Annotated in this window: 17 protein-coding genes and 1 pseudogene; 6 read left to right on the forward strand and 12 right to left on the reverse strand. The window is 39.2% G+C overall.

The window, feature by feature from the left end:
• Positions 1-141 precede the first annotated feature (141 nt).
• The 4 genes and pseudogenes from PTUN_RS10985 to PTUN_RS11000 all read right to left on the reverse strand — a co-directional run bounded on the left by PTUN_RS10985 (position 142) and on the right by PTUN_RS11000 (position 2,908).
• Positions 142-1,149 carry an alpha/beta hydrolase family protein gene (locus PTUN_RS10985; RefSeq protein ID WP_009840365.1) on the reverse strand — a complete coding sequence of 336 codons (1,008 nt, stop codon included), beginning with the start codon at positions 1,147-1,149 and terminating at the stop codon, positions 142-144.
• Positions 1,150-1,284: 135 nt separating this feature from the next.
• A complete protein-coding gene (locus tag PTUN_RS10990) occupies positions 1,285-1,536 on the reverse strand; it encodes a hypothetical protein (protein WP_009840366.1) in 252 nt (83 codons plus the stop codon).
• Positions 1,537-1,786: 250 nt separating this feature from the next.
• Positions 1,787-2,139, reverse strand: a pseudogene (locus tag PTUN_RS10995) (transposase); the annotation flags it as partial.
• A gap of 268 nt (positions 2,140-2,407) precedes the next feature.
• Positions 2,408-2,908 (reverse strand): GNAT family N-acetyltransferase, encoded by a 501-nt coding sequence (locus PTUN_RS11000; protein ID WP_009840367.1) that lies wholly within the window; start codon positions 2,906-2,908, stop codon positions 2,408-2,410.
• A 1,787-nt stretch (positions 2,909-4,695) separates the two neighbouring features.
• Here PTUN_RS11000 and yegS point away from each other — a divergent pair.
• Positions 4,696-5,592 (forward strand): lipid kinase YegS, encoded by an 897-nt coding sequence (gene yegS, locus PTUN_RS11005; RefSeq protein ID WP_009840369.1) that lies wholly within the window; start codon positions 4,696-4,698, stop codon positions 5,590-5,592.
• A 169-nt stretch (positions 5,593-5,761) separates the two neighbouring features.
• Here yegS and PTUN_RS11010 read toward each other — a convergent pair whose 3' ends face one another.
• Both PTUN_RS11010 and PTUN_RS11015 read right to left on the reverse strand, forming a co-directional pair.
• A complete protein-coding gene (locus tag PTUN_RS11010; RefSeq protein ID WP_009840370.1) occupies positions 5,762-8,692 on the reverse strand; it encodes a TonB-dependent receptor in 2,931 nt (976 codons plus the stop codon).
• A gap of 454 nt (positions 8,693-9,146) precedes the next feature.
• Positions 9,147-10,250 carry a phosphoribosylaminoimidazolesuccinocarboxamide synthase gene (locus PTUN_RS11015; RefSeq protein WP_009840371.1) on the reverse strand — a complete coding sequence of 368 codons (1,104 nt, stop codon included), beginning with the start codon at positions 10,248-10,250 and terminating at the stop codon, positions 9,147-9,149.
• A 279-nt stretch (positions 10,251-10,529) separates the two neighbouring features.
• Between PTUN_RS11015 and PTUN_RS11020 the strand changes: the two genes are divergently transcribed.
• The 3 genes from PTUN_RS11020 to PTUN_RS11030 are packed head-to-tail and all read left to right on the forward strand — an operon-like array spanning position 10,530 to position 12,990.
• Positions 10,530-11,219 (forward strand): ABC transporter ATP-binding protein, encoded by a 690-nt coding sequence (locus PTUN_RS11020; protein ID WP_009840372.1) that lies wholly within the window; start codon positions 10,530-10,532, stop codon positions 11,217-11,219.
• Complete coding sequence (locus PTUN_RS11025) at positions 11,216-12,484, forward strand: ABC transporter permease (protein WP_009840373.1); 1,269 nt, start codon at positions 11,216-11,218, stop codon at positions 12,482-12,484. The genes PTUN_RS11020 and PTUN_RS11025 overlap by 4 nt, the downstream gene beginning before the upstream one ends.
• Positions 12,481-12,990 (forward strand): DUF3299 domain-containing protein, encoded by a 510-nt coding sequence (locus PTUN_RS11030; protein WP_009840374.1) that lies wholly within the window; start codon positions 12,481-12,483, stop codon positions 12,988-12,990. Before PTUN_RS11025 ends, PTUN_RS11030 begins: the two co-directional genes overlap by 4 nt.
• 117 nt (positions 12,991-13,107) lie before the next feature.
• Here the strand turns inward: PTUN_RS11030 and PTUN_RS11035 are convergent, their stop codons facing one another.
• The 4 genes from PTUN_RS11035 to PTUN_RS11050 all read right to left on the reverse strand — a co-directional run bounded on the left by PTUN_RS11035 (position 13,108) and on the right by PTUN_RS11050 (position 15,718).
• On the reverse strand, positions 13,108-13,653 hold the full coding sequence (locus tag PTUN_RS11035; RefSeq protein ID WP_009840376.1) for a hypothetical protein: 546 nt from the start codon (positions 13,651-13,653) through the stop codon (positions 13,108-13,110).
• Between the two features lie 266 nt (positions 13,654-13,919).
• Positions 13,920-14,261 (reverse strand): hypothetical protein, encoded by a 342-nt coding sequence (locus tag PTUN_RS11040; protein ID WP_009840377.1) that lies wholly within the window; start codon positions 14,259-14,261, stop codon positions 13,920-13,922.
• A gap of 124 nt (positions 14,262-14,385) precedes the next feature.
• A complete protein-coding gene (gene mutM, locus PTUN_RS11045) occupies positions 14,386-15,201 on the reverse strand; it encodes a bifunctional DNA-formamidopyrimidine glycosylase/DNA-(apurinic or apyrimidinic site) lyase (RefSeq protein WP_009840378.1) in 816 nt (271 codons plus the stop codon).
• Positions 15,202-15,208: 7 nt separating this feature from the next.
• Positions 15,209-15,718 (reverse strand): hypothetical protein, encoded by a 510-nt coding sequence (locus tag PTUN_RS11050; RefSeq protein WP_009840379.1) that lies wholly within the window; start codon positions 15,716-15,718, stop codon positions 15,209-15,211.
• Positions 15,719-15,876: 158 nt separating this feature from the next.
• Here PTUN_RS11050 and PTUN_RS11055 point away from each other — a divergent pair, with 158 nt between their 5' ends.
• Entirely contained in the window at positions 15,877-16,797 is a 921-nt protein-coding gene (locus PTUN_RS11055; protein WP_040644180.1) for a manganese-dependent inorganic pyrophosphatase, read from the forward strand.
• A 79-nt stretch (positions 16,798-16,876) separates the two neighbouring features.
• Here PTUN_RS11055 and PTUN_RS11060 read toward each other — a convergent pair whose 3' ends face one another.
• Positions 16,877-17,758 carry a GGDEF domain-containing protein gene (locus tag PTUN_RS11060; protein ID WP_009840381.1) on the reverse strand — a complete coding sequence of 294 codons (882 nt, stop codon included), beginning with the start codon at positions 17,756-17,758 and terminating at the stop codon, positions 16,877-16,879.
• A 171-nt stretch (positions 17,759-17,929) separates the two neighbouring features.
• Here PTUN_RS11060 and PTUN_RS11065 point away from each other — a divergent pair, with 171 nt between their 5' ends.
• Positions 17,930-18,541 carry a hypothetical protein gene (locus PTUN_RS11065; RefSeq protein WP_009840382.1) on the forward strand — a complete coding sequence of 204 codons (612 nt, stop codon included), beginning with the start codon at positions 17,930-17,932 and terminating at the stop codon, positions 18,539-18,541.
• Between the two features lie 82 nt (positions 18,542-18,623).
• Here the strand turns inward: PTUN_RS11065 and PTUN_RS11070 are convergent, their stop codons facing one another.
• Positions 18,624-20,297, reverse strand: coding sequence for an RluA family pseudouridine synthase (locus PTUN_RS11070; RefSeq protein ID WP_009840383.1), 1,674 nt, complete (start codon positions 20,295-20,297; stop codon positions 18,624-18,626).
• Positions 20,298-20,442 lie beyond the last annotated feature (145 nt).

Raw genomic sequence — 20,442 nt, forward strand, 5'->3', positions numbered from 1 at the left:
TTAACAGCACGACGATTTAACAGCTAACCGACAGACGAAGTAGATGAGTTTGTTGATTGATTTGGATTTGACCGCTTGCGCGGTCAAAAAGATAAGTAATGCCTATTGACGAGAGAATGGCTCATATGTGTTAGAAGTTTCTTATAAATACTCTCGAAACCAACTAATTAGCTCTTTATGTGCATTTTCTTTATTTTGCGTTAAGGCATGATTATCGTCGGGATATATAACAAGTTTATGAGGGATGCTATTTTCAGTCAGCGCAGCTGCCAGCTCAATTGAGTTATTGACTGATACACGTTTATCATTTGCACCATGTAAAAGTAAAATGGGGGTGTTCGAAGGTAATTTATTTACCCATTTTAACACTGAGCGTTTCTCTAATTCTGCTGCTTTATTTTCTTGATAATCAGGAATCTGACGACTATAAATCTTTTCCATAAATGGGCGAAATTTTAGCTCTTCTAACAAGTCAGTCGCACCTGCGATACTAGCAATAGCTTTTATACCCTTCATTTTATTCAAAGCTAAGAATGTTTGCATACCACCACGACTATGCCCATACATACCTACACGCTGAGGATCTGCCCCCTCAATATTAGGAATAAAATCGAATAATGCGATGACATCATTAACATCTTTTCCACCAAATTCATCGAGTAGAGTATTTTTTGAAAGGGTACCTCTATATTGAGAACCAATAATTACAAAACCCTCATTAGCAATAGGAAACAAATTAGGCATCATATTAGGAAAGCTGACTTTACCAAAGTTACCATTACCCCCACGATTAAAAATTAACACAGGTAATTTCTTTTGAGATAATTTTGGCTTAATGACATAGCCATGAACATCAATCCCATCAACTTGATACATAAACGTGCGACACGACAGGTTATTTTTGTATGAATTAAAATTTTCTTTTCCAAAGGTGTTATCAAATGATTGCATAGCACCTTTGACTTCACCTTCTGAGGCAAGTTTTTTACTTTGCTGTGTTTTGACCATAGTACGCCATGAATCATAGTCGGTAAAAATCCAACTGAAGCAGTCTTTTTGATCTTTGATACGTTCATCATTGATTAAATTGGTGGCTTGTGTGCTAAACGATAAAACAGCTAAAGAGATAATTAATAGGTATTTGTTCACATGAACTCCATGTCGGTGATTGAAACTTCTAACGCCGCAAATAAACGGCAAAAATTAGTTGGCTAAAATTTGTGAGGCACGAACAAAGCCAACTGGTTTTTGTCCGTACTTTTAATTTGCTTTGTTATAAGCACTTTAATTTTTTCTCAAACCTTCCATGATATATACATAATCATTGTGATCTTTGACATACAATACACCAAGTACGATTGATGTAGGCCAAGTAAGAAATAACCCTAAACCAAATGCTGGAAGAAGTACGATACAAATTATTGAAAGAATAATTGCCGTAATTTTACCTGAATAAAACAATCCAAACGGTCCGAGAAAAATATTCAATACGAGCTGTAAAATAATACTTTTTCTTTTTAATTTGGCTTCTTCCATATTCGGACTTTACTGGTGCTTATAACGAGCCTGTAGATTAACTCGTTTTTAAATTTGTTTTTATTGATAAACAAACCATAACTTAGTTCCTATTTTGGTTCAATTGATTACTGTATTTTTACGCAGAATATAGAAGTGTTTGATATTGTTTTAATTGGCATTTTGGAAGGGATTATGGGTGGTTGAGTAGCTTTAATTTAGGTTAAAAGGGTTTCCCCTGCTTAATGCAACCTATTTTGCAGCTTTTCTATATTATGAACCAAGCAGTAAACAGCGGTTCAATTTGCTGGTGCATTTTAACCACGAAAGCCGCTATCGAGGTGTAATGTGGCTGAGCGTCACCCGCTATTTCTTGCAAAAGAGTCTCATGAACAAAATATTGTTTTTACACGCTTTAGCAATACGCCGACTGCTAATTAAACCATACGCATATCCGAGTAAAATAATTTTGAGCATCACTGAAGGCGAATACGCCGCAGCACCCGTTTTATCATTGTGATACCACGCATCAAACCCCGACAAGTCGAGTTTATTTTCGACAATATAACAAAGGACATACTCAAATGTACCCGGCAATATTTGCTCAGCGAAATTGATAGGAATGAATTTATTTTGGCAGGATAAGTCATGCTTGACTCCTTACCCAACGAAAGAGCCATAACAGTTTACCGTGGGTGAATAATATCTATTAGATCACAGCGAACAGATGGGTTCAAGGTTAAAAATCGAGCAAAGAAAGAAGTGTAGAATCCGTTCCTAAAATGAGTAATTCTACAGCCTCAACGCCCACTTAAGCGGACAAAAATTGTTGGTTAAAATGTGAAGCGAAGCGGAACCTAACCAACTGTTTTTGTTCCGTTTGAAGTGCTTGTTATGCGTATTTTAACCTAAACGTAGTACAAGATAATGGCTTATTATTTAAACTAATAAAATCAGGTGCATCGCCAATAATTTCAAAGCCTTGCTTTAACAACACATGCTTTGAAGCAGGATTGTTTTCTAATACTCTAGCTTCCAGAGATTGAACACTAAATTCTCTTTGTGCAATTTCAACTAGCGAAGCTAGACAAAAGCTTGCATAGCCTTGGGATATAAAACGTTTTGAAACCCTATAACCTACATAAGCTTTATTAGAGCTAATATCTCTTAAATTGGCTCTTGCGACAATTTCATTATCTTTAATAAGTAAACCACAAAACGCAGAACCAGAACGTACTTTATCAAGTTCTGCATTAATATGTTGTTCAACACCTTGCTCAGAATAAAAATCATTATCCCGAGGCTCAATTAATGATTCAAACCATGATCTATTTTCTAGTTCAAAATCAAACAATTGCTTCAAATGATGTTCAGATAACAGCTCAAGTTGCATTGATACTCTCTATACGCATAACAATTTAGTATTTATGCGACACGCTGTTTGTGTTGCATAATCGCTTGTTGAACTGAGGCGCTACCTGCTCGGTGTTTGAGTGGATATTGTTTATTCTATGGGAATTTGCTTTTCGTGATGTAGGCTACATCACGCTTACTTTATCGGATTAACGGTGTTTTCTTAGCCTTCCCTGCATGGCTCAGCCATTTTTACGTCCCCATTACACCTAATTTTTAGCGCTGAGGCAATCTTATTTTTCGTGGGCACAACGTCACCTTACCTGAACACTTAAACAGGTTAACCCTCTGATTTGACTAAGCAAGCGTGACCGCTAGCTCGTTCGCTCTGCTTTATTCATCACTTCATCAACAGTGACGATGCCAATAAATCGCAGTGTGCCTGTTTTACATTTTTGGCACGGCCAATGAGGTATCTGTGTTTCTTTTGCTCTCTTTGGTTTCAGCGGTTTAGCTATCTGTGGCGCCTTTCTCATTATGATTAAAGAGCAACAATCAATGAGGATAGATCTTTCTTTTTGCCTTTGATCATAAAAAGTAAAACTTAACTTCAACCCCTATTTCACATTTTTAAATGCAATAATCAGTAAGGTTACCGATAAACTTCATAATAGACAATAAGATACAAGTCTAATTTTCTTACAACTTATTACAAGCAAGCTATTTTATAGCGATGAAAAAGCGGCCGAGCTTTGCTCGCCTTCGCAAGCAGGCTTGCACCTACGGTAAAATCTCAAAAAAAACATCAAAATATCGGTGTAGCGCAGCGCCTAGGGGCTATTAATACTCGGCGGTGGTGAAACAATTTTAACAACTGAGTTTTCGATGGTGAAAAAGAAGGTTAACCACCGAGGTTAAGAGAAACACAGAAGAAAGAAAAAGCTATTTATTAGTTGGCTTTACTCACTTAGCTTTTCTCGGTGAGCGAAGCTTCGGTGTACTCGGTGGTGAAAAAATACTCGGTGGTAAAATCACAATTCAACAAAGTAGCGTCAGGTTAATGCCCAACCATAAAAACCTGCCGAGCTGCGCTCGCCTTCGCAAGCAGGCTTGCACCTACGCAAAACTCAAAGCTCATGCCGATGCCAACAATTCCCCCGTTATCACGCCCCGAAAATAAACAATTGATGAGTAATGTCGCGCATGGCAGGATTTTGTTCCCGACAAATCCTAAGTACCAACATCCATCTAGGCAATGCGCGATAAGCCATGCTTGTACATGGACGTACTTTCATGGCGTGTACGTTCACATCAATGGATTATTTGAAGAATAAAGCGTGATGTCGGTGGCGCTGGGTGAGTCCAGAGGGGGGGGAGCGCTAGCCCCTCTTTGGCTGCCGTCGCCAGTGCGACTGTTACCAACAATGCTAATTTAAAAAGCGGTTTTCAATTTAAAAGCAGTTGTTGATGTGAGTACGGCTTTTTAAAAGCTGTCGGGCTAAAGCCCGACCTACAACAGCGGCCGAGCTTTGCTCGCCTTCGCAAGCAGGCTTGCACCTAGCAAATCAAATTTTTGTGTTATGGCTAAAACATACCGCGATATCTGAAATCATTTATTTAAACAAAGCTAAAAATATGATCGAATTGAGATTAATCAGATGAATGTTAAGATAACAAATCTCATAAAAGATAATAAATCTATCTTAACTAGCTACTTTCAACGCTAACAGCGTTGAATTAACTGATATCTTTAGTTTTAGTTCAATACAGTGATAAGTCTCTTATCCAAAACTGAGGTTAATTGAAAACAGCGTTAAGGACAGCAAAATGACACTACGTTTATTACTTAATGGTAAAAAAGCCGCACTTGAGAGTGTGCGCGAAGCCGTAAGCACATTACGTAACCGTGGTTATGAACTGGAAGTGCGAGTCACTTGGGAAGCGGGTGATATGGCACGTTTAGTTAATGAGGCCATTGAGGAGCAATGCACCCGACTTATCGCCGGTGGAGGCGATGGGACGCTTAATGAAGTTGTTAATGCCTTAATGCAGCACCCAAAAGAACAAAGACCAGAGCTGGCTATTTTACCGCTTGGCACAGCCAATGACTTTGCAACTGCATGCCAAGTACCAACCGACATAGCGCTTGATGCACTCACCCTTGCTTGTGAAGGCGAAAGTACATTCGTGGATGTGATTAAAGCGAGCGACGATTATGTTATCAATGTTGCCACCGGAGGGTTTGGTGCGCAAGTTACTGCAACAACCCCGCCCGCTCTTAAAAATTTTTTAGGCGGCGGTGCTTATACGCTGACAGGTTTAATCAATGCTCTAGACTTTAAACCGTTTCAAGGCATCATTAAATTTGATGACCGCACATTAAAAAGCAGCGTGATTTTGGCCGCCATTTGCAACGGCCCGCAAGCGGGCGGCGGGCAAATATTATCAAGCATTTCCCGTATTAATGATGGCAAAATGGAGCTGGTTGCACTTTATGATTTTCCTGCTGCAGCTATCAGCTCCGTTATTGGCCAATTATCCGATCCGCAAGGCACTGGCGAGTTTGTTAAGCGCTATCAAGCTACAAAAGTGCAATGGCAAGCCGATGAGTTAATGCCAATTAATCTCGATGGCGAACCTATTAGCAGTAAAGATATTACCTTTACTCTCTGCCCGCTCGAAATCAAACTGGTATTGCCTAACAATTGCCCATTACTTGATTGATTAAAAGTTTTAGTTGCTGAGATAACTGTTTGGCTGTCACTTTAAGTGCAACATTAGGTAATACTTTTACCCTCATAACATAATGAAGAATAATTTTTATATTTTATGCTTGAATCAGACAATATGAATCTAAGCAATAAAAAGCCGACTTTAAATCGGCTTCTTAGTGTTAAAAACTATAATTAAATCCGGCGTAATAGCGCCTACCAGAGTAACTAGCGTTTAATAAGCGCGCATCGGTATCATTACCTAACCGTGTCACTGATCCCGATTGAGTTAAATTAATAACCGCTGCAGTAAAACTCAACCCTTCGTATAAGTGAATTGAAGCATTAAGATCGATTTGGCTGTATGGATCTTGGTAAACATTTAAGCCACTATTTAAACCCAACACAGTTTCTCCACGTTTATTATAAGAAGCCCGGACATTAAAATAATCACCTTCATAATAAACCGAGGTATTGTATTGATACTTTGCGCTGCCAATTAATGGCGATTGCCCAAACGCTTGACCATCAACTGAAACATCAGCTTTATTGGTTTTGTTATAGGTATAATTAGCGTTAAAACCAAAGCCATTATCAAACGCATGTTGCAAGAAGACTTCAACACCTTTAGATACGGCATTGGTCCCATTACCTACTGTGCTATAAGGTGAAATAGTGATGGTTCCCGCTGCCACAACCTGATCTTTACCGGCAAAATATTGCAAAGAGTCAATCACAAGGGGGACAACAAAGTTATCGACCTTTTTATAAAATAATGCGAGGCCCATTGCAGAGCCTTCACCATAGTAATATTCCAAAGATATATCGGATTGCAGTGATTCAAAGGGTTTTAAATTTTTATTTCCCCCACGGCCACTAAAGCCAGCTTGTTCGTTAAACGCGGCACGGTCTTGCGCCCATTCATCGGATACAAATGTAATATGTTGTTGACCACCTAAGTCACTATAATCCGGACGAGACATCACTTTAGCAACGGCACCACGTACGACCAAGTCATCGGTTGCATCCCATGCAATATTAAAGCTTGGCAGAATTTGTGTATCGGTATTCTCTTGTGTAACAAGCTGATAATCATCTAAAAATCGAGCATCGCCAGTTACTGCTTCACCGGTTTGATCATTGGTATGATCTAGCAAATAGGTATATAAATCTGTCGATGAAGTCATGGTTGTCGTTTGCACCACACGTACACCTAAATTTCCCCTCACATCGTTAAATTCAAAGTCTCCTTGGATATAAAATGCAGATATTTGCTCTTCAATGTCATAGACAAAATTATCTTCGATACGGGTATAAGGTACATAATTAGTTAAAATGGTATTGCGGTATTTATCCCAATCAATTGTTGGCATTTGGTTGATGCTAAAACCGCCAATAAGGTTGTCTTCGCTGGTAAATACATCTTTAGCTAAAGGCATACCATTGTTCCATTGATAGCTATCAAAACGCGTAATGCCATTATCGCTTGCTTGCGCAGCGGCAATATCAAAATTAGGATCGAGAAAAAATGTGTTGGCTGTTTCGCGGTGCAAGGTTGCCTTGCGATATTTAACACCGGTTTTAATGGTTTTTAGCATACCCCAATCAGCATAAAAATCGAGGTCGCCTTGATAATAGGTTTCTGCAAGTTCACTTCTGACAAAACTTGAATTAGAAGAACCTGGATCACGCCCACCGCCAATCCCATTGAGTAAATTGGTTAAGGTATTGGGATCAATATTCAGTGATACTGAATTGCGGTCAATAGACCAGCCAGCAGTTTGCGCTGCATTTTCGACAGTACTGGCATTTTCACCTGCATTCGAGCTTTTATAAGCCGCTTCCCAGCTCTCGCTCGGACCACCATCCGATTGGGTATGACCAGCAACAAAGCGTAATTTAAATAAATCCCCTTCATAGGTAACATTAAAATCTAAGGTGTCTGAGGTTGATTTTTCACGCACATAACTGCCTCGCATCCAGGGCAGTTGCATATCATGTTCAACCCCACTGGCGCTGGCATCAAATTGCATCGCATTTACGATTGTTCCTGACTCATCAAGGCCAACATCAGTTAAAAATGATGGGTTTAAAGACCATTCTGGTATATCGACCACTGAGTGCGTACTATCTCGTTCAAGTGAAAAACCAAAATAATTTAGACCAAACTCTAGCGCATGAGTCGCACGCCATTGAGTACTCAGTTGTACTCCTTCACGTTGACGTTTTTCGTTAAAGACTGAACCGCGAACAACCTGAGGAAACCACACACCATCAAAGCGATTGCCTTCAGCATCGGTGACTATGTCCCACGAATTGTTATTTTCAACAGCATTATTATTAACATCAACAGGGTTACCTTGGCCGGTGTAACGCCATACATTACCATCTGTACCACCAGCTAATGTTCTATTGGTTCGCTCCTGCGCTGTGTAACCAAACAATATACCAAAGGTTTCGTTATCATTTTTCCACGAATACAGCCCTGTAAGTTGAGGTTGGTATTCTTTGGTGACATCTGCATAGGTTGTCTCAACATTGAGTACGCCTGAATTGGCTTCCATGTTTAAAGGTTTACGCGTATGCATAAGCACAGTGCCACCAACCCCGCCTTCATCAAGCCGTGCCTCTGAGGATTTAAATACTTCAACACGTTCAATCATTGAAGAAGGCAATAATGCATAATCAAATGAGCGCGAAGGCTCGCCCGGAGATGAGGCAATAAAATTACCATTAAGTTGTGTGAATGTGAGCTCGGATGAAAGGCCACGAATACTTACCGAGGCGCCTTCCCCACCGTTGCGCTCAATCATTAAACCCGGAACCCGCTGTAATGAATCAGCGACATTTTTATCAGGAAATTTACCAATATCTTCCGCTGTAATCGCATCAACAACCGAGCTTGCCATACGTTTAACATCTAAGTTTTCAGCCAGACTTGCACGGATCCCTCTTATTTCAATGACTTCCATATCATCAGGTAAAGGTATCTTAGGGCTTTCTTGCTGTGCATAAGCACTACTCATGGCTGATAAAATTGATAAACTTAAAAGTGATTTATAAAGTGTGACAGAAGAGCCAAATGTATATTGGTTACAACCAAAAGCTAACATAGTAATTTACCGATAATTTAAACAGCTCAAATAAACAGAGCTCGTTATGAAGTGATATTGCACAAACCTTAGTGAACCTAATCAAAGGGTCAAAAAGAGCGAGCAATTTTACATGGCAAACCTTAATCGCCCGTTAACATCACAACTAAATTGATAATCTTTAAATTAATCTCAGTTCTGGATTAGAGCTGTGCCAATACGCACAATTAAAAGTCGATATCTAAGTTATTCATCTCCTGATACAGGTAAACAGATACTTATTAGGCAATTTGATGATCTTGAAAAAATAAATAACGCGGTAGCAATAAGCTTTATTTGTCTTCACTGAGAAAAAAAACCTGACTCACTTTGCTCACTTTCTCAGCAAACCCGCACCTAAATAATAAACAAATGTGCATTAAAAAAGCGCCCTGAGGCGCTTTTAACTTAATCAATATTGGTAGATAACCGATTGTTATTTTTCAATTAAACCATATTCTTTATCAAGTAATTCGATAATTTCAGCGCGAGGGTCTTGTGGGATCACAATTTGTTTGCCGATAATTTTACTCGCGATACCAACATAAGTATCAGAAACTTGCATCATCACTTCGACTGGTAATTTATAGCCCTCAGCTAGTGCTTCGCGCTCTGGCATACGGTCTTTGTTTAATAATACATCGCTATCTGGCACGTTGTTAATCAGTAACTGACGGAAGCCTTCTTTCGAATTTTCGATGATTTGGCCATTTTTATACGCGGCTTCATCCCAAATACGCGATGAATCTGGCGTGCCCACTTCATCGATATAAATCAGCTTTTGTGTGCCATCAATTTCGTCCACATAACCAAATTCAAATTTTGTATCAACAAAAATTTGACCAATTTCAGCCAGTTGTGCACTGATTAATTTAAAGCCTTCCGTTAATAATTGTTCGTACTTATCAACATCACCCAGCGATTTAAAGTTAAACGCGGCTAAATTGTTTTCGATATTAGCGCGAGTAATATTAACATCATCGACCGCAGGTACTTCTGGCACATCAGTAATAATGCCTTTGGTTGATGGGGTAATAAGCACATTTTCAAGCTTTTGATTTGCTTGTAAGCCTTCTGGTAAATCAATACCACAGAAGTTACGCACGCCTTTGGCATAATCGCGCCACATGCTGCCAGTAATGTATTGGCGCGCAATGGCTTCGACCCGTACGGTTTGCGCTTTGCGCACAATCCAAATATATGGGTGTGGAATATCAACAATGTGATTGCCTGCAAGGCCTGATTGGTCAAATAATTTAAACCAATGTGCAGCAACTGAGTTAAGTGCAATGCCTTTACCTGGTACGCCATTTAGGCCATTTTCGCCTTGCCAAATACAATCAAAGGCTGAAATACGATCAGAAATGATCATAATTGCAAGCGGTGTATCTTTTGGAATTTGATAGCCTTTTTCTTCAATTAAACGTTCGCTGTCGGCTGACGTTAACCAATAAACACTGCGAACTTTTCCGCTGTGGACATTACCTTGGGTGCGAATAGGTAAGTCATCATTGACTTCCAATACTTTATAGGTGCTCATTGGCTCTCCAAAAGATTTAACTCGATACTAAATGAAACTAGAAAATGGGGTTGATTTTCTGGTGTATTTTTTCAGGCGCTATAATAGTGCAGCACGCTAAAAATCACAATCTAAGCCTGCGTTGCAAATGCTAAATTTCTCCTTTAACTTGGCTTAAAACAGCCAACATTTATCATTGTGTAACAGCAAGCGTAAATAAAAAGCAGTTTATCGTATTACACTTGGAGTCGGGCTTATTTTGTTATAGTGTCGCATTACGATTATCTGAGTATTGTTGTTATGATCACTCTGAGCGAGTTACAATTTTGCTGGCCGGGCGCAGCAAAAAAAATTATTGATATTAAGCATTTACATATTGAGCAAGGCCAACATGTGTTTATTTATGGCCCAAGCGGCAGTGGCAAATCAACCTTGTTATCGTTACTTGCAGGCATCAATCGGCCCAGTGCAGGCGAAATTGTTTTATTAGGACAGGCGCAAACTGGTTTATCAAATCGCCAACGTGATCAATTTCGGGCTGATCATATTGGTTATATTTTTCAAAACTTTAATTTAATTCCCTATCTGAACGCTATCGAAAACGTCACTTTAGCCACCGAGTTTTCAACAAGTCGCAAACAACGGGTGCTGCAAAGCCATAAAAGTATTGCTTGCGCCGCTAAAGCCCTATTACAGGCCTTAGAGTTACCTGATGAAGTATTAATGCATCCCGTTGTGAATTTAAGTATTGGTCAGCAGCAACGCGTTGCAGCAGCACGGGCTTTTATTGGTCAACCCGAAATTATTATTGCTGATGAACCGACATCTGCGCTCGATAGCGACAGCCGTAATCGCTTTATTGAGTTATTGTTTGAACAAGCAACCATAAACAATGCCACTATTTTATTTGTGAGCCATGATACGACCTTAGCCCCGCTGTTTGAGCAAAAACTAGCTATTACAGCGCAAAATTTGGGGCTATCATCATGATTTTAATTAAGTTAGCTAAAAAGAGTTTATTAAATCGAAAAACCAGTGTTTTACTGACTGTAATAACAATTGCGATTAGTGTGATGTTATTGCTCTGTATTGAACGAGTACGAGTCGATGCAAAAACCAGTTTTAGTAATACTATTTCAGGCACAGATTTAATTGTAGGAGCGCGCACTGGGGCGACCGAATTGCTACTTGCCTCGGTATTTCGCATTGGCCACAGCACCAACATGATGAGTTGGCAAAGCTATCAAGAGATTAAAACCCAACGCGGTATAAAATGGACTATCCCTATTTCATTGGGAGATTCACACCGCGGTTATGCGGTACTTGGTACTAACCTTGATTATTTTAGCCATTATCGTTTTGCGAAAAAACAGCCGCTTGTTTTTGCAACGGGTCGGGTATTTCAAAACCAAACTGAAGTCGTCCTTGGTGCCATTGTTGCCAAAGAATTAGGCTATGAGCTTGGTAATGACATCGTGGTATCCCACGGTGCGGGCAATACCAGTTTTCATCATCACGATGAACACCCTTTTAAAGTGGTGGGCATTTTAGCGCCGACTGGCACACCCGTTGATAAAACCGTGCATGTGCCGCTGATTGCCATAAGTAATATTCATCAAGAATCGTCAAAACCAACACACATCAATCACGACCATGACCATGACCATGACCATGACAAGAATAATGATTTAGTCGGTGAACCTAAACACATTAGTGCGATGCTAATTGGGCTTAATTCACCAGTAATGGCACTGCAAGCGCAGCGCAGCATTAATCAATTTAAAGGCGAGCCTTTATTGGCTATTTTACCTAGCTTTACCTTACGTCAATTGTGGGAAATTCTCTCGATTGTTGAAAAAGCGCTTTGGCTGATTTCAATAGCTGTGGTGATCATCAGCTTATTAGGCATGGTGACCACTTTACTCAGTACACTCAATCAACGACGCCGCGAACTGGCCATCTTACGCTCTGTCGGCGCTCGGCCAAGTCATATCTTTATTTTAATGTCGCTTGAAAGCCTGCTGCTCACCTGCACCGCGGTGCTATTTGGCATTATTGGTTTTTATGCGATGTTATTTACCGCAACCCCCTTTATTCAAGCAAGCACAGGCATAAGCTTATCGTTTAGTGTTTTGAGCAGCTATGAATCAGGATTGATTGCCAGTATCATTGCAGCCGGATCTGTCATTGGATTGATCCCTGCGTTTTTGGCGTACCGTTATTCTCTTGCCGATGGAATGAGTATCAAACTATGAGTTTATTTAAGCACCCCGTAAGTTCCATAAAACTACTACTTGGCGCAGCCTTAATTTTCAGCCAAGCTGTTGCTGCGAACGGTAAACCTAAAGAGATTTTTTGGGAAGACCTTATTCCTAAAGGTCATGTTCAAATCGAAACGAGCGCACAAGCGAATCATGAAGGTTCTGAGCAAAATTGGATCCAACCTGATATTGAGGCACCGGTTGTTAAAGAGCTTGATGGACAATTGGTGAGTTTGCCGGGTTTTGTAGTACCGCTTGAAGGCGACGATGAAACCATTACGGAGTTTTTATTGGTGCCGTTTTTTGGTGCCTGTATTCATGTACCACCTCCACCACCAAATCAAATTGTGCATGTAACAATTAAAGATGGCGTACCAATTGAAAGCTTGTACGATGCCATTGTGGTCACTGGGGTTATTTCAACCAAAGGTTGGAGCGGTGAGATTGCGCAAGTCGGTTATAGCTTAACGGGTATTGGCGTTGCGCCGTTTGAATTATAAGTTTTGATCGTAAAATAAAACCTTATAAATCAACTTCTTACTTTTAAAAATACTAAAAAGCCACTGCAAAAAGTGGCTTTTTAATTTCATTACACTTCAGCTGTAAAAGTAGCGCTGTTAAAAACGCTGCTCCGTGCTCATACCACATTGACCATTGCCATAAGCTGGGTATTGTTGTGGTAAGACATCACAGGTTGAAACCATCTTGTTTTCTAACTGATATTGTTTTTCGTATTGAGTATATTCTTGCACTAACTCTTGCAGTAGTCCCTCTTCGACTTGCTCTGCTGAATAAGCCAAATAGCCTGCTGCGCCACCGCAAGATTTGTAACCATATGCCATCACTTTACAGCTGTTGGCTGAAGACGCTTGTTTATTTTCGGTTAAGGTCGCTAATGCAGCTTTAAGGTTTGCCAATTCCTCTTTAGTCACATTTTCTGGAATACTAGTCTTTAAGGCTTCTTGCTTAGCTACAGCCTGTGATTGTTTAAGTACTTGTTTTGCTAGGTTAGCATTTTGTTGTTCACTTAATTTATTCGTTTGTTCTTGCTCAAGCTGAACCATTTCTTGTTCGTCAATCACTTCATCTTCGAGTGTAGGTTGGCATCCTATCAATGCTGCGGCAAACACAGCTGGAATTAAATTAACTATAAACTTATGCATCTTACGCCCTTATTATTTTAAATTTTGCCCAAGTTATTTTGCTATTGATTAAACCATCTTTTTATCTTGAATAAACAAGGCTAAATTTTGAGCCAATTAAAGAGCAACAAGGTTAGCTAAATAACTGACGAAATACATGAATCAAAATAATAATCAATAAGATAGTATCTTAGCATTGTTGTAGCGAATTTATAAAAGTTAATTTAACGCAAACATTAATAACAACAATAATAGCGGTTTATGAAAAAAGCGTTCGAATGGTATAGCTAACTTATTGGTACTAAACAGTTTATCATCCGCAGTGAAAAACGTTTTGCTTCTTCTGGATTACTGACTTGCGCTGGCATATCTCGGCTAATTTTACTTTTACACATTTTACTAAAATCGCGAGCGCGGCGAATACAGCTGGTATAAGTGAAATTATCATCACTCATGCCAGCTTTTTCATAACAAAGTGAATCGGTTTTAGCGATGACCAAATCGAGTAGTTGCTCTTTACTGGCAGCTTTAGTGGCAACATGGCTGAAGTTAACCGCTGAGGTATTACTCGTATAACCTAAATAGTAGGCCCCAATCAACAGGCCAATAAACGCAATCGTGTTTTTCATTTAAAATCCATTTAAATAGCAGCAAACATTCAAACGCGGCGTTAAAATCCGCGCGGGTTATATTGAACGTTATTCAATCGATTTGCAATGAAAACAGGCACAAAAATACTATTAAAGTACTAGATTATATTGCTAACTGGCAACTTGGACAAAACACTGTACTGCGTTGTCCTAAACGAATTTCAAGCAATACGGTATCACACTGCACACAAGGTTTTCCTTTTCGACCATAAACTTGTAGCTCTTGCGCAAAATAACCCGGTTTGCCATCAGTTTGGGCAAAATCTTTGAGTGTCGTACCGCCTTGAGTGATTGCCTGCGCTAATGTTTGTTTGATGATAGGAACTAAAGCCACAAAGTCGGCCAATTGCAATTGCCCTGCAGGAGTTTGCGGGTGAATTTTAGCTTTAAATAATGCTTCATTCGCGTAAATGTTGCCAACCCCAACAACAAATTTATTATCCATAATAAATTGTTTTATTGCTGTTTTTTTATTTTTTGCTTGTTCAAACAATTGTTCTGGATTAAATGCATCTGTTAATGGTTCAGGGCCTAGTTTGGCAAACACACTGTGAGTTTCACCAGGCGCTTGCCATAAACAAGCACCAAAGCGCCGTGGATCATTAAGCCGAAGTACTAAACCAGATTCGAGTTCAATTTCAATATGATCGTGTTTTTTAAGAGCAACCGCCTTATCGACGATACGTAAATTACCCGACATTCCCAAATGTAAAATTACGGTGCCAATAGGTGTAACAAGCTGCAAATATTTTGCCCGTCGCTCAATTGCGGTAATAGTTTGCCCCGCAAGTTGCTCCATTTCTTTAGGCACAGGCCAGCGTAACTGCCAGTGATGCACCCGCACCGTACGGATTGTTTTTAGCAGCATATGCGGCGTAATGCCCATGCGACTCACTTCAACTTCTGGTAATTCAGGCATTATTTATTCACTTATTGCTAAAAAGTTGGCGATGTAGCGCAGCCGTTAATAAAAACCAACGCTGACCAAGGTGATCAAACAAATAAAATTGATTATTTAACTCAATTAAATCATATACCGCAGGTTCGGCCTGCCCGGCAAACCACACAGTGACAGTATCAAGCGTTGTCACTTGTTTTAATTGGGCTTGAAGCGGTGCGATGTCTGTGGCTATTTCTGCTTCACTCGTTTGCCATTGGTTTACCAACTGGCTAATTTGCTCAACCGCTCTTGTTTGTAGACTTTGCTCATTTGATGTTTGATGTGTTTTAGTACGCCAACTCGTGCCTATGCGCTCAAATGTAACATCACGATAACTTAGAGTTAAAACAAAACTCTGCTCCGGAAAAATAGCTTGTATTACTTGTTCTGAATCTGACGAAATCAATTTGTGATGCAGGCCATTAAATAAAAAAATCATTAATAACATGGAATAAATAATGACATTATTCCAGCCCGCGCGGCTTAGTTGGATCATAGTTCACCCTTAATTTGATTTGTAACAGTTTACCTAAAGCAATATAAAAAGGGCAGTGTTTCACAAAAGTGAGCAAGCGTCATAAATTCTTATTTTTCGTTATAGGATAATTTGCATTTAATTTGCTAAAATGGGGCAAATTTTTATGGAGTGTAAGCATGTCTATGTATGTAGTGGGTCATAAAATCCCAGATTCAGATTCAATTTGTGGTGCCATCGCACTAGCCTATTTAAAAAATCAAATTGGTGAAGCCGCAACAGCTGCACGTTTAGGTGAATTATCACCAGAAACTGCATTTATCCTTGATAAATTTGGTTTTGAAGCGCCTGAGCTTAAATTAAGTTACGCCGGTGAAAACGTCTATATCGTTGATCACTCAGAAGTCACCCAAGCACCTGACGATATTGCGCAAGCAACAATTGTTGGAATTGTTGACCACCATAAACTAGGTGATTTAACAACCTCAACACCCCTTGAGTGTTGGATCCGCCCTGTTGGCTGTAGTAATACCATCATTAAAATGATGTATGACTTTTATAATGTTGAGATCCCTAAAAACATTGCTGGCATCATGATGTGTGCCATTTTAAGTGATACCGTTATTTTTAAATCTCCAACCTGTACCACGGCAGATATTAAATGTGTTGAAGCGCTAGCTGAAATTGCAGGCATTGAAGACTTTAAAGCATTAGGCATGGAAATGTTTAAAGTAAAATCTGCGGTATTAGGCACGCCAGCACGCGATTTAGTAATGCGTGATTTTAAAGATTTTAATATGAATGGTAATTTAGTGGGTATTGGTCAATTAGAAGTAATTGATTTATCAGTTTTTGATGAAATTAGAGCTGATTTAGAAGCTGATATTGTTAAATTAAAAGCAGAAGGCAATCGCCACTCAGTATTTTTACTTCTGACCGATATCATGAAAGAAGGCTCTCAAATTTTAATCGCAAGCGATGATGAAAGTCTGATTGAACGTGCTTATGGCGTTACACCTGTAGAAGGTAAAGCATGGTTAGATGGTGTATTAAGCCGTAAAAAACAAGTTGTACCGCCACTACAAGATGCCTTTGCATAACATTGCAATTTAAGTAGGTAAACGATAAAAAACCGAATTTATATTCGGTTTTTTTATCACCTTAAATAATTTGATCTATTTAATTGCTTAACGCAAACTCCGACCGATCACGACCATTATTTTTGGCCTGATATAGTAATTCGTCGGCTTGAGTTATCATAGTTTGTAAATGTTCAAACTCATCGTGCATTTCAATCACGCCAATACTGACTGTGATAGTAATTGTATTAGTTTCGCATGCCATTTTTTTGTTGCGAGTATGCATATTAATTAATTTAGCTATTTCAACCGCCTCTTTGAGCCGAGTATTGGGTAATAATACAATAAACTCTTCCCCACCCCAGCGCGCAACGACATCTGTTTTACGTAAGCTTTCTTTCATTAACTGAGCAAAACAAATTAAAACTTTGTCACCACAAGCGTGACCAAACTGGTCATTAACTCGTTTAAAAAAATCTAGATCAAGCATTAAAATTGAAAACGGTTGTTTTTTACGCGCGTACAAATCAAATTCGTTTTGCGCTAATTCTAAAAAATAACGGCGTAAAAATAGCCCTGTTAAGCTGTCAATTCGTGAGAGTTCGGTTAATTTTGTTGTTTTAGCACCATTAAATTTAACCCATTTTTTAATCGCAATAAATATACAAGCAAAACCTAAAACTTGAGGAGTATCTTCAAACAAGGTCGTTATAAAAATTGGGTGTTCTAATACTTCGTTCAAGGTATCCATCAGCATGGAAACTAAAATAAAACTAAAACCCGCTAGCAAAATAAAATGAATGGTATTGTTGCTTTTAAGCTCTGATAAATTATGAAAGATTAATAAAAAAGTAATAAAAATAAAACTCTCGGACGCAAAGCTCCAATAATCTATCTCGGTTTTAACAGTAAAAAAGACGATATTGGCTAAAATAATTATTAACATCATCAAGATAATATAAACCAAGCTAAATCTTTTCATAATATCCTTAGCGAGTAGGAAGATAGTATTAGTGTAGCCACTTTAAGCTATGCAGTCTTAATTTTGATCAATAAACATGGGAATTAATTACTACATTTTCTTACACTATTGTGACATTAATTTACTTAATACCTCAGTACTATAAGCCACTTTCCTTAATCGAGATGCCTCATGATAACCAAGCGACAAAACAATAAACGCGTGATCGATGCATTACTTAGTACTCTAGCTGTATTTTCGCTTTATTGTAGCTCGTTTGCATATGCTGCTGGCAAAGATGTTGACCAACTTTTTTATTTTAAATCTGAATTTCATGACCAAAATGTTATTTATTCGATTGGAACGGAATTCCTTTTACAATGGCCTCATTCAAATATTGGGGTAGCCATTAATTCAAGTATCAATGCAGCGAGCATTGTGGATAAAAAAAACACCACTCAAGAGTTTATAACTGCCGAACTCGGTGGGCGTTTTGGCTATTTTTCTGATCTGTCAGTATTTATCGAAGCAGGTGTCGACTTAGGTGAAGGCCTTGGCAACCTTTTGCATAGCTCTATTTTTGAACGTAATGACGACCGCCAATATTCATATCACAACAGTGATTATGACGATAATTATGAATACCCTTTTAATGTTGATTCTTATATAGGTCTTGGCGTAGGCGTCAATTTAAATAAAACCATTCGGCTTGAAGGCTTTAGTCGTTTTCGAGAAATCAATGGCACAGATTGGGATGCCAAAAGCCAAATTTATTCTGGCGTAACATTCGCATTAATTTTTTAACTTCTAGCGCTAAGTGCTTTGAGAGCATAAGGAGTTGATGTTATTAACTCACCATCATAACTTATGGTTTATTTTTTCATCATCAAAATGGCGCTTGAGCTATAAAAGTAAGCACCTCGCCCGTGATGGGATGGGCTAATGCCAACAATTCGGCATGTAAATGCAAGCGCTGCTCCTTTTTGCCATAAAGATCATCACCTACAATCGGCGTATTAAGCCCAAGTGTATGAGCGCAGTGAACCCGTAATTGATGGGTACGCCCTGTTTTAGGGTATAAATGCACTTTTGTGCGACCCGCCTGATGGCTAATCACCTCAAAATAAGTGTGCGCTGCTTTACCATGTTCATAACATACCATTTGTCTTGGTCGGTCGGCTAAATCGACCCGCAGCGGTAAACTAATGTCGCCTGATTGCACGCTAAGCTCACCATCAAGAAGCGCAGCATAACGTTTAGTCACGGTACGTAAAATAAATTGTTTTTGCAAAGCTTGATGGCTGCGTTTATTAAGCGCAATGACCATTAATCCTGAGGTCGACATATCAAGCCGATGGACAATTAACGGGCCGCTGGCATTAGGAAATTGTGCTTTTATTCGAGTATAAACGCTGTCGGTGATGCTTTTGCCAGGTACTGATAAAAATTCAGCCGGCTTATTAATCACCAGCATAACATCATCTTGATAAATGATACTTAACTCCAATCCCTCAGCAGGATTAACTAACAGTGGATTATCATCGACCTCTAAACCTTGTAACATGTGCGATAAAATCGGCTGACATTTACTTAAACAGGCAGGATAAAAGTTTTGATGCTGTCGCACCTCTGATTTAGGTGATGCTCCCCACCAAAATTCAGCCATTGCAAGTGGCTTAAACCCCTGATTAAACGCATAATGCAATAATTTTGGTGCTGCGCATTCACCTGCCCCTGCTGGTTTTTCAGACTCTACAAAAATATCATTTAGATTTTTAACTTCGCCACCAGCATTTAAAAACTGGTACTTGGCAAAAATAGCTTGTTGTAATGCACTTGATTGCTTTTTTCGCTGCGCTGCTAACACCGCGATTTTATTTTCAAACTCATTTAGTTGGCTTTGTAATTCTGTCAAGCTGGTTTGAGTTGCTAACTTTAAGTCTCGCAACTGCAATTTTTGTTGAATACTTTTTTGGTCAAGCTCACGGCTAAATACCATAAACGCTTCATTTTGTAAGGTTTTTTCGGCCTCTGCGCGTTGCTGTTTGCGCATTTTTTTATCTTCTGCCATCTGCTGTTTCAACGAATCCAGCGCCTGACTGGTTTTATCTTGCTCAGCGTATAATGCGGCCATTAACTCAAGGCGCCTAGGATCGGACTCAAGCGATTCAAGCATTTGGTTAACTTGATTAATCTTGGCTTGTTCTGCTAGAAAAAAACTATTTTGATTTAATAAATCAAACACGGGCGGCACAAAGCCAGGTAAATGATTGGACTCAGCTAACTTACCCGAAAATGCCGCTAAAAAACCAATTTCACCGGATACATTTTCAACCAACAAAACGCCAAACATTTTACCAATTGCACCTTGTAACTGCCCCGTTAGGCCAAAGTTATGCTGCCAATTGTGTTGTGACGCTAAATGCTGCTGTAGTTGCTCAGCAGCCAAAATACATAAAGGATGAGGGTCGTAATAAAACGGAAAAGTAAACCGAGTCGGTAAAGTATGCTCAGCAATACTTTGGGTAAATGCAGTAAAACAGGCGTCAGTTTGAGACATAAGTAACCATAGATGCAAAAAAGGTAGGTACTGTAATGCACCCAGCAGAATCGATATTTTAACTCGCGAGCCTAAATACCATCAATAAAGAATGCCACAAGTTGCCGGCATCGGCCCAACAATTGCTCAAATTAATCGTGAATTA

It is taken from the genome of Pseudoalteromonas tunicata, assembly GCF_002310815.1.
In the GTDB taxonomy this organism is placed as follows: Bacteria; Pseudomonadota; Gammaproteobacteria; order Enterobacterales; family Alteromonadaceae; genus Pseudoalteromonas; species Pseudoalteromonas tunicata.

Coding starts and splice junctions, on each gene's coding strand:
- PTUN_RS11060 (WP_009840381.1), bottom strand. CDS start 17,758: ATGAAAAGATTTAGCTTGGTTTATATTATCTTGATGATGTTAATAATT.
- PTUN_RS11070 (WP_009840383.1), bottom strand. CDS start 20,297: ATGTCTCAAACTGACGCCTGTTTTACTGCATTTACCCAAAGTATTGCT.
- PTUN_RS11015 (WP_009840371.1), bottom strand. CDS start 10,250: ATGAGCACCTATAAAGTATTGGAAGTCAATGATGACTTACCTATTCGC.
- PTUN_RS11055 (WP_040644180.1), top strand. CDS start 15,877: ATGTCTATGTATGTAGTGGGTCATAAAATCCCAGATTCAGATTCAATT.
- yegS (WP_009840369.1), top strand. CDS start 4,696: ATGACACTACGTTTATTACTTAATGGTAAAAAAGCCGCACTTGAGAGT.
- PTUN_RS10990 (WP_009840366.1), bottom strand. CDS start 1,536: ATGGAAGAAGCCAAATTAAAAAGAAAAAGTATTATTTTACAGCTCGTA.
- PTUN_RS11040 (WP_009840377.1), bottom strand. CDS start 14,261: ATGAAAAACACGATTGCGTTTATTGGCCTGTTGATTGGGGCCTACTAT.
- PTUN_RS11065 (WP_009840382.1), top strand. CDS start 17,930: ATGATAACCAAGCGACAAAACAATAAACGCGTGATCGATGCATTACTT.
- PTUN_RS11025 (WP_009840373.1), top strand. CDS start 11,216: ATGATTTTAATTAAGTTAGCTAAAAAGAGTTTATTAAATCGAAAAACC.
- PTUN_RS11030 (WP_009840374.1), top strand. CDS start 12,481: ATGAGTTTATTTAAGCACCCCGTAAGTTCCATAAAACTACTACTTGGC.
- PTUN_RS11050 (WP_009840379.1), bottom strand. CDS start 15,718: ATGATCCAACTAAGCCGCGCGGGCTGGAATAATGTCATTATTTATTCC.
- mutM (WP_009840378.1), bottom strand. CDS start 15,201: ATGCCTGAATTACCAGAAGTTGAAGTGAGTCGCATGGGCATTACGCCG.
- PTUN_RS11020 (WP_009840372.1), top strand. CDS start 10,530: ATGATCACTCTGAGCGAGTTACAATTTTGCTGGCCGGGCGCAGCAAAA.
- PTUN_RS11010 (WP_009840370.1), bottom strand. CDS start 8,692: ATGTTAGCTTTTGGTTGTAACCAATATACATTTGGCTCTTCTGTCACA.
- PTUN_RS11035 (WP_009840376.1), bottom strand. CDS start 13,653: ATGCATAAGTTTATAGTTAATTTAATTCCAGCTGTGTTTGCCGCAGCA.
- PTUN_RS11000 (WP_009840367.1), bottom strand. CDS start 2,908: ATGCAACTTGAGCTGTTATCTGAACATCATTTGAAGCAATTGTTTGAT.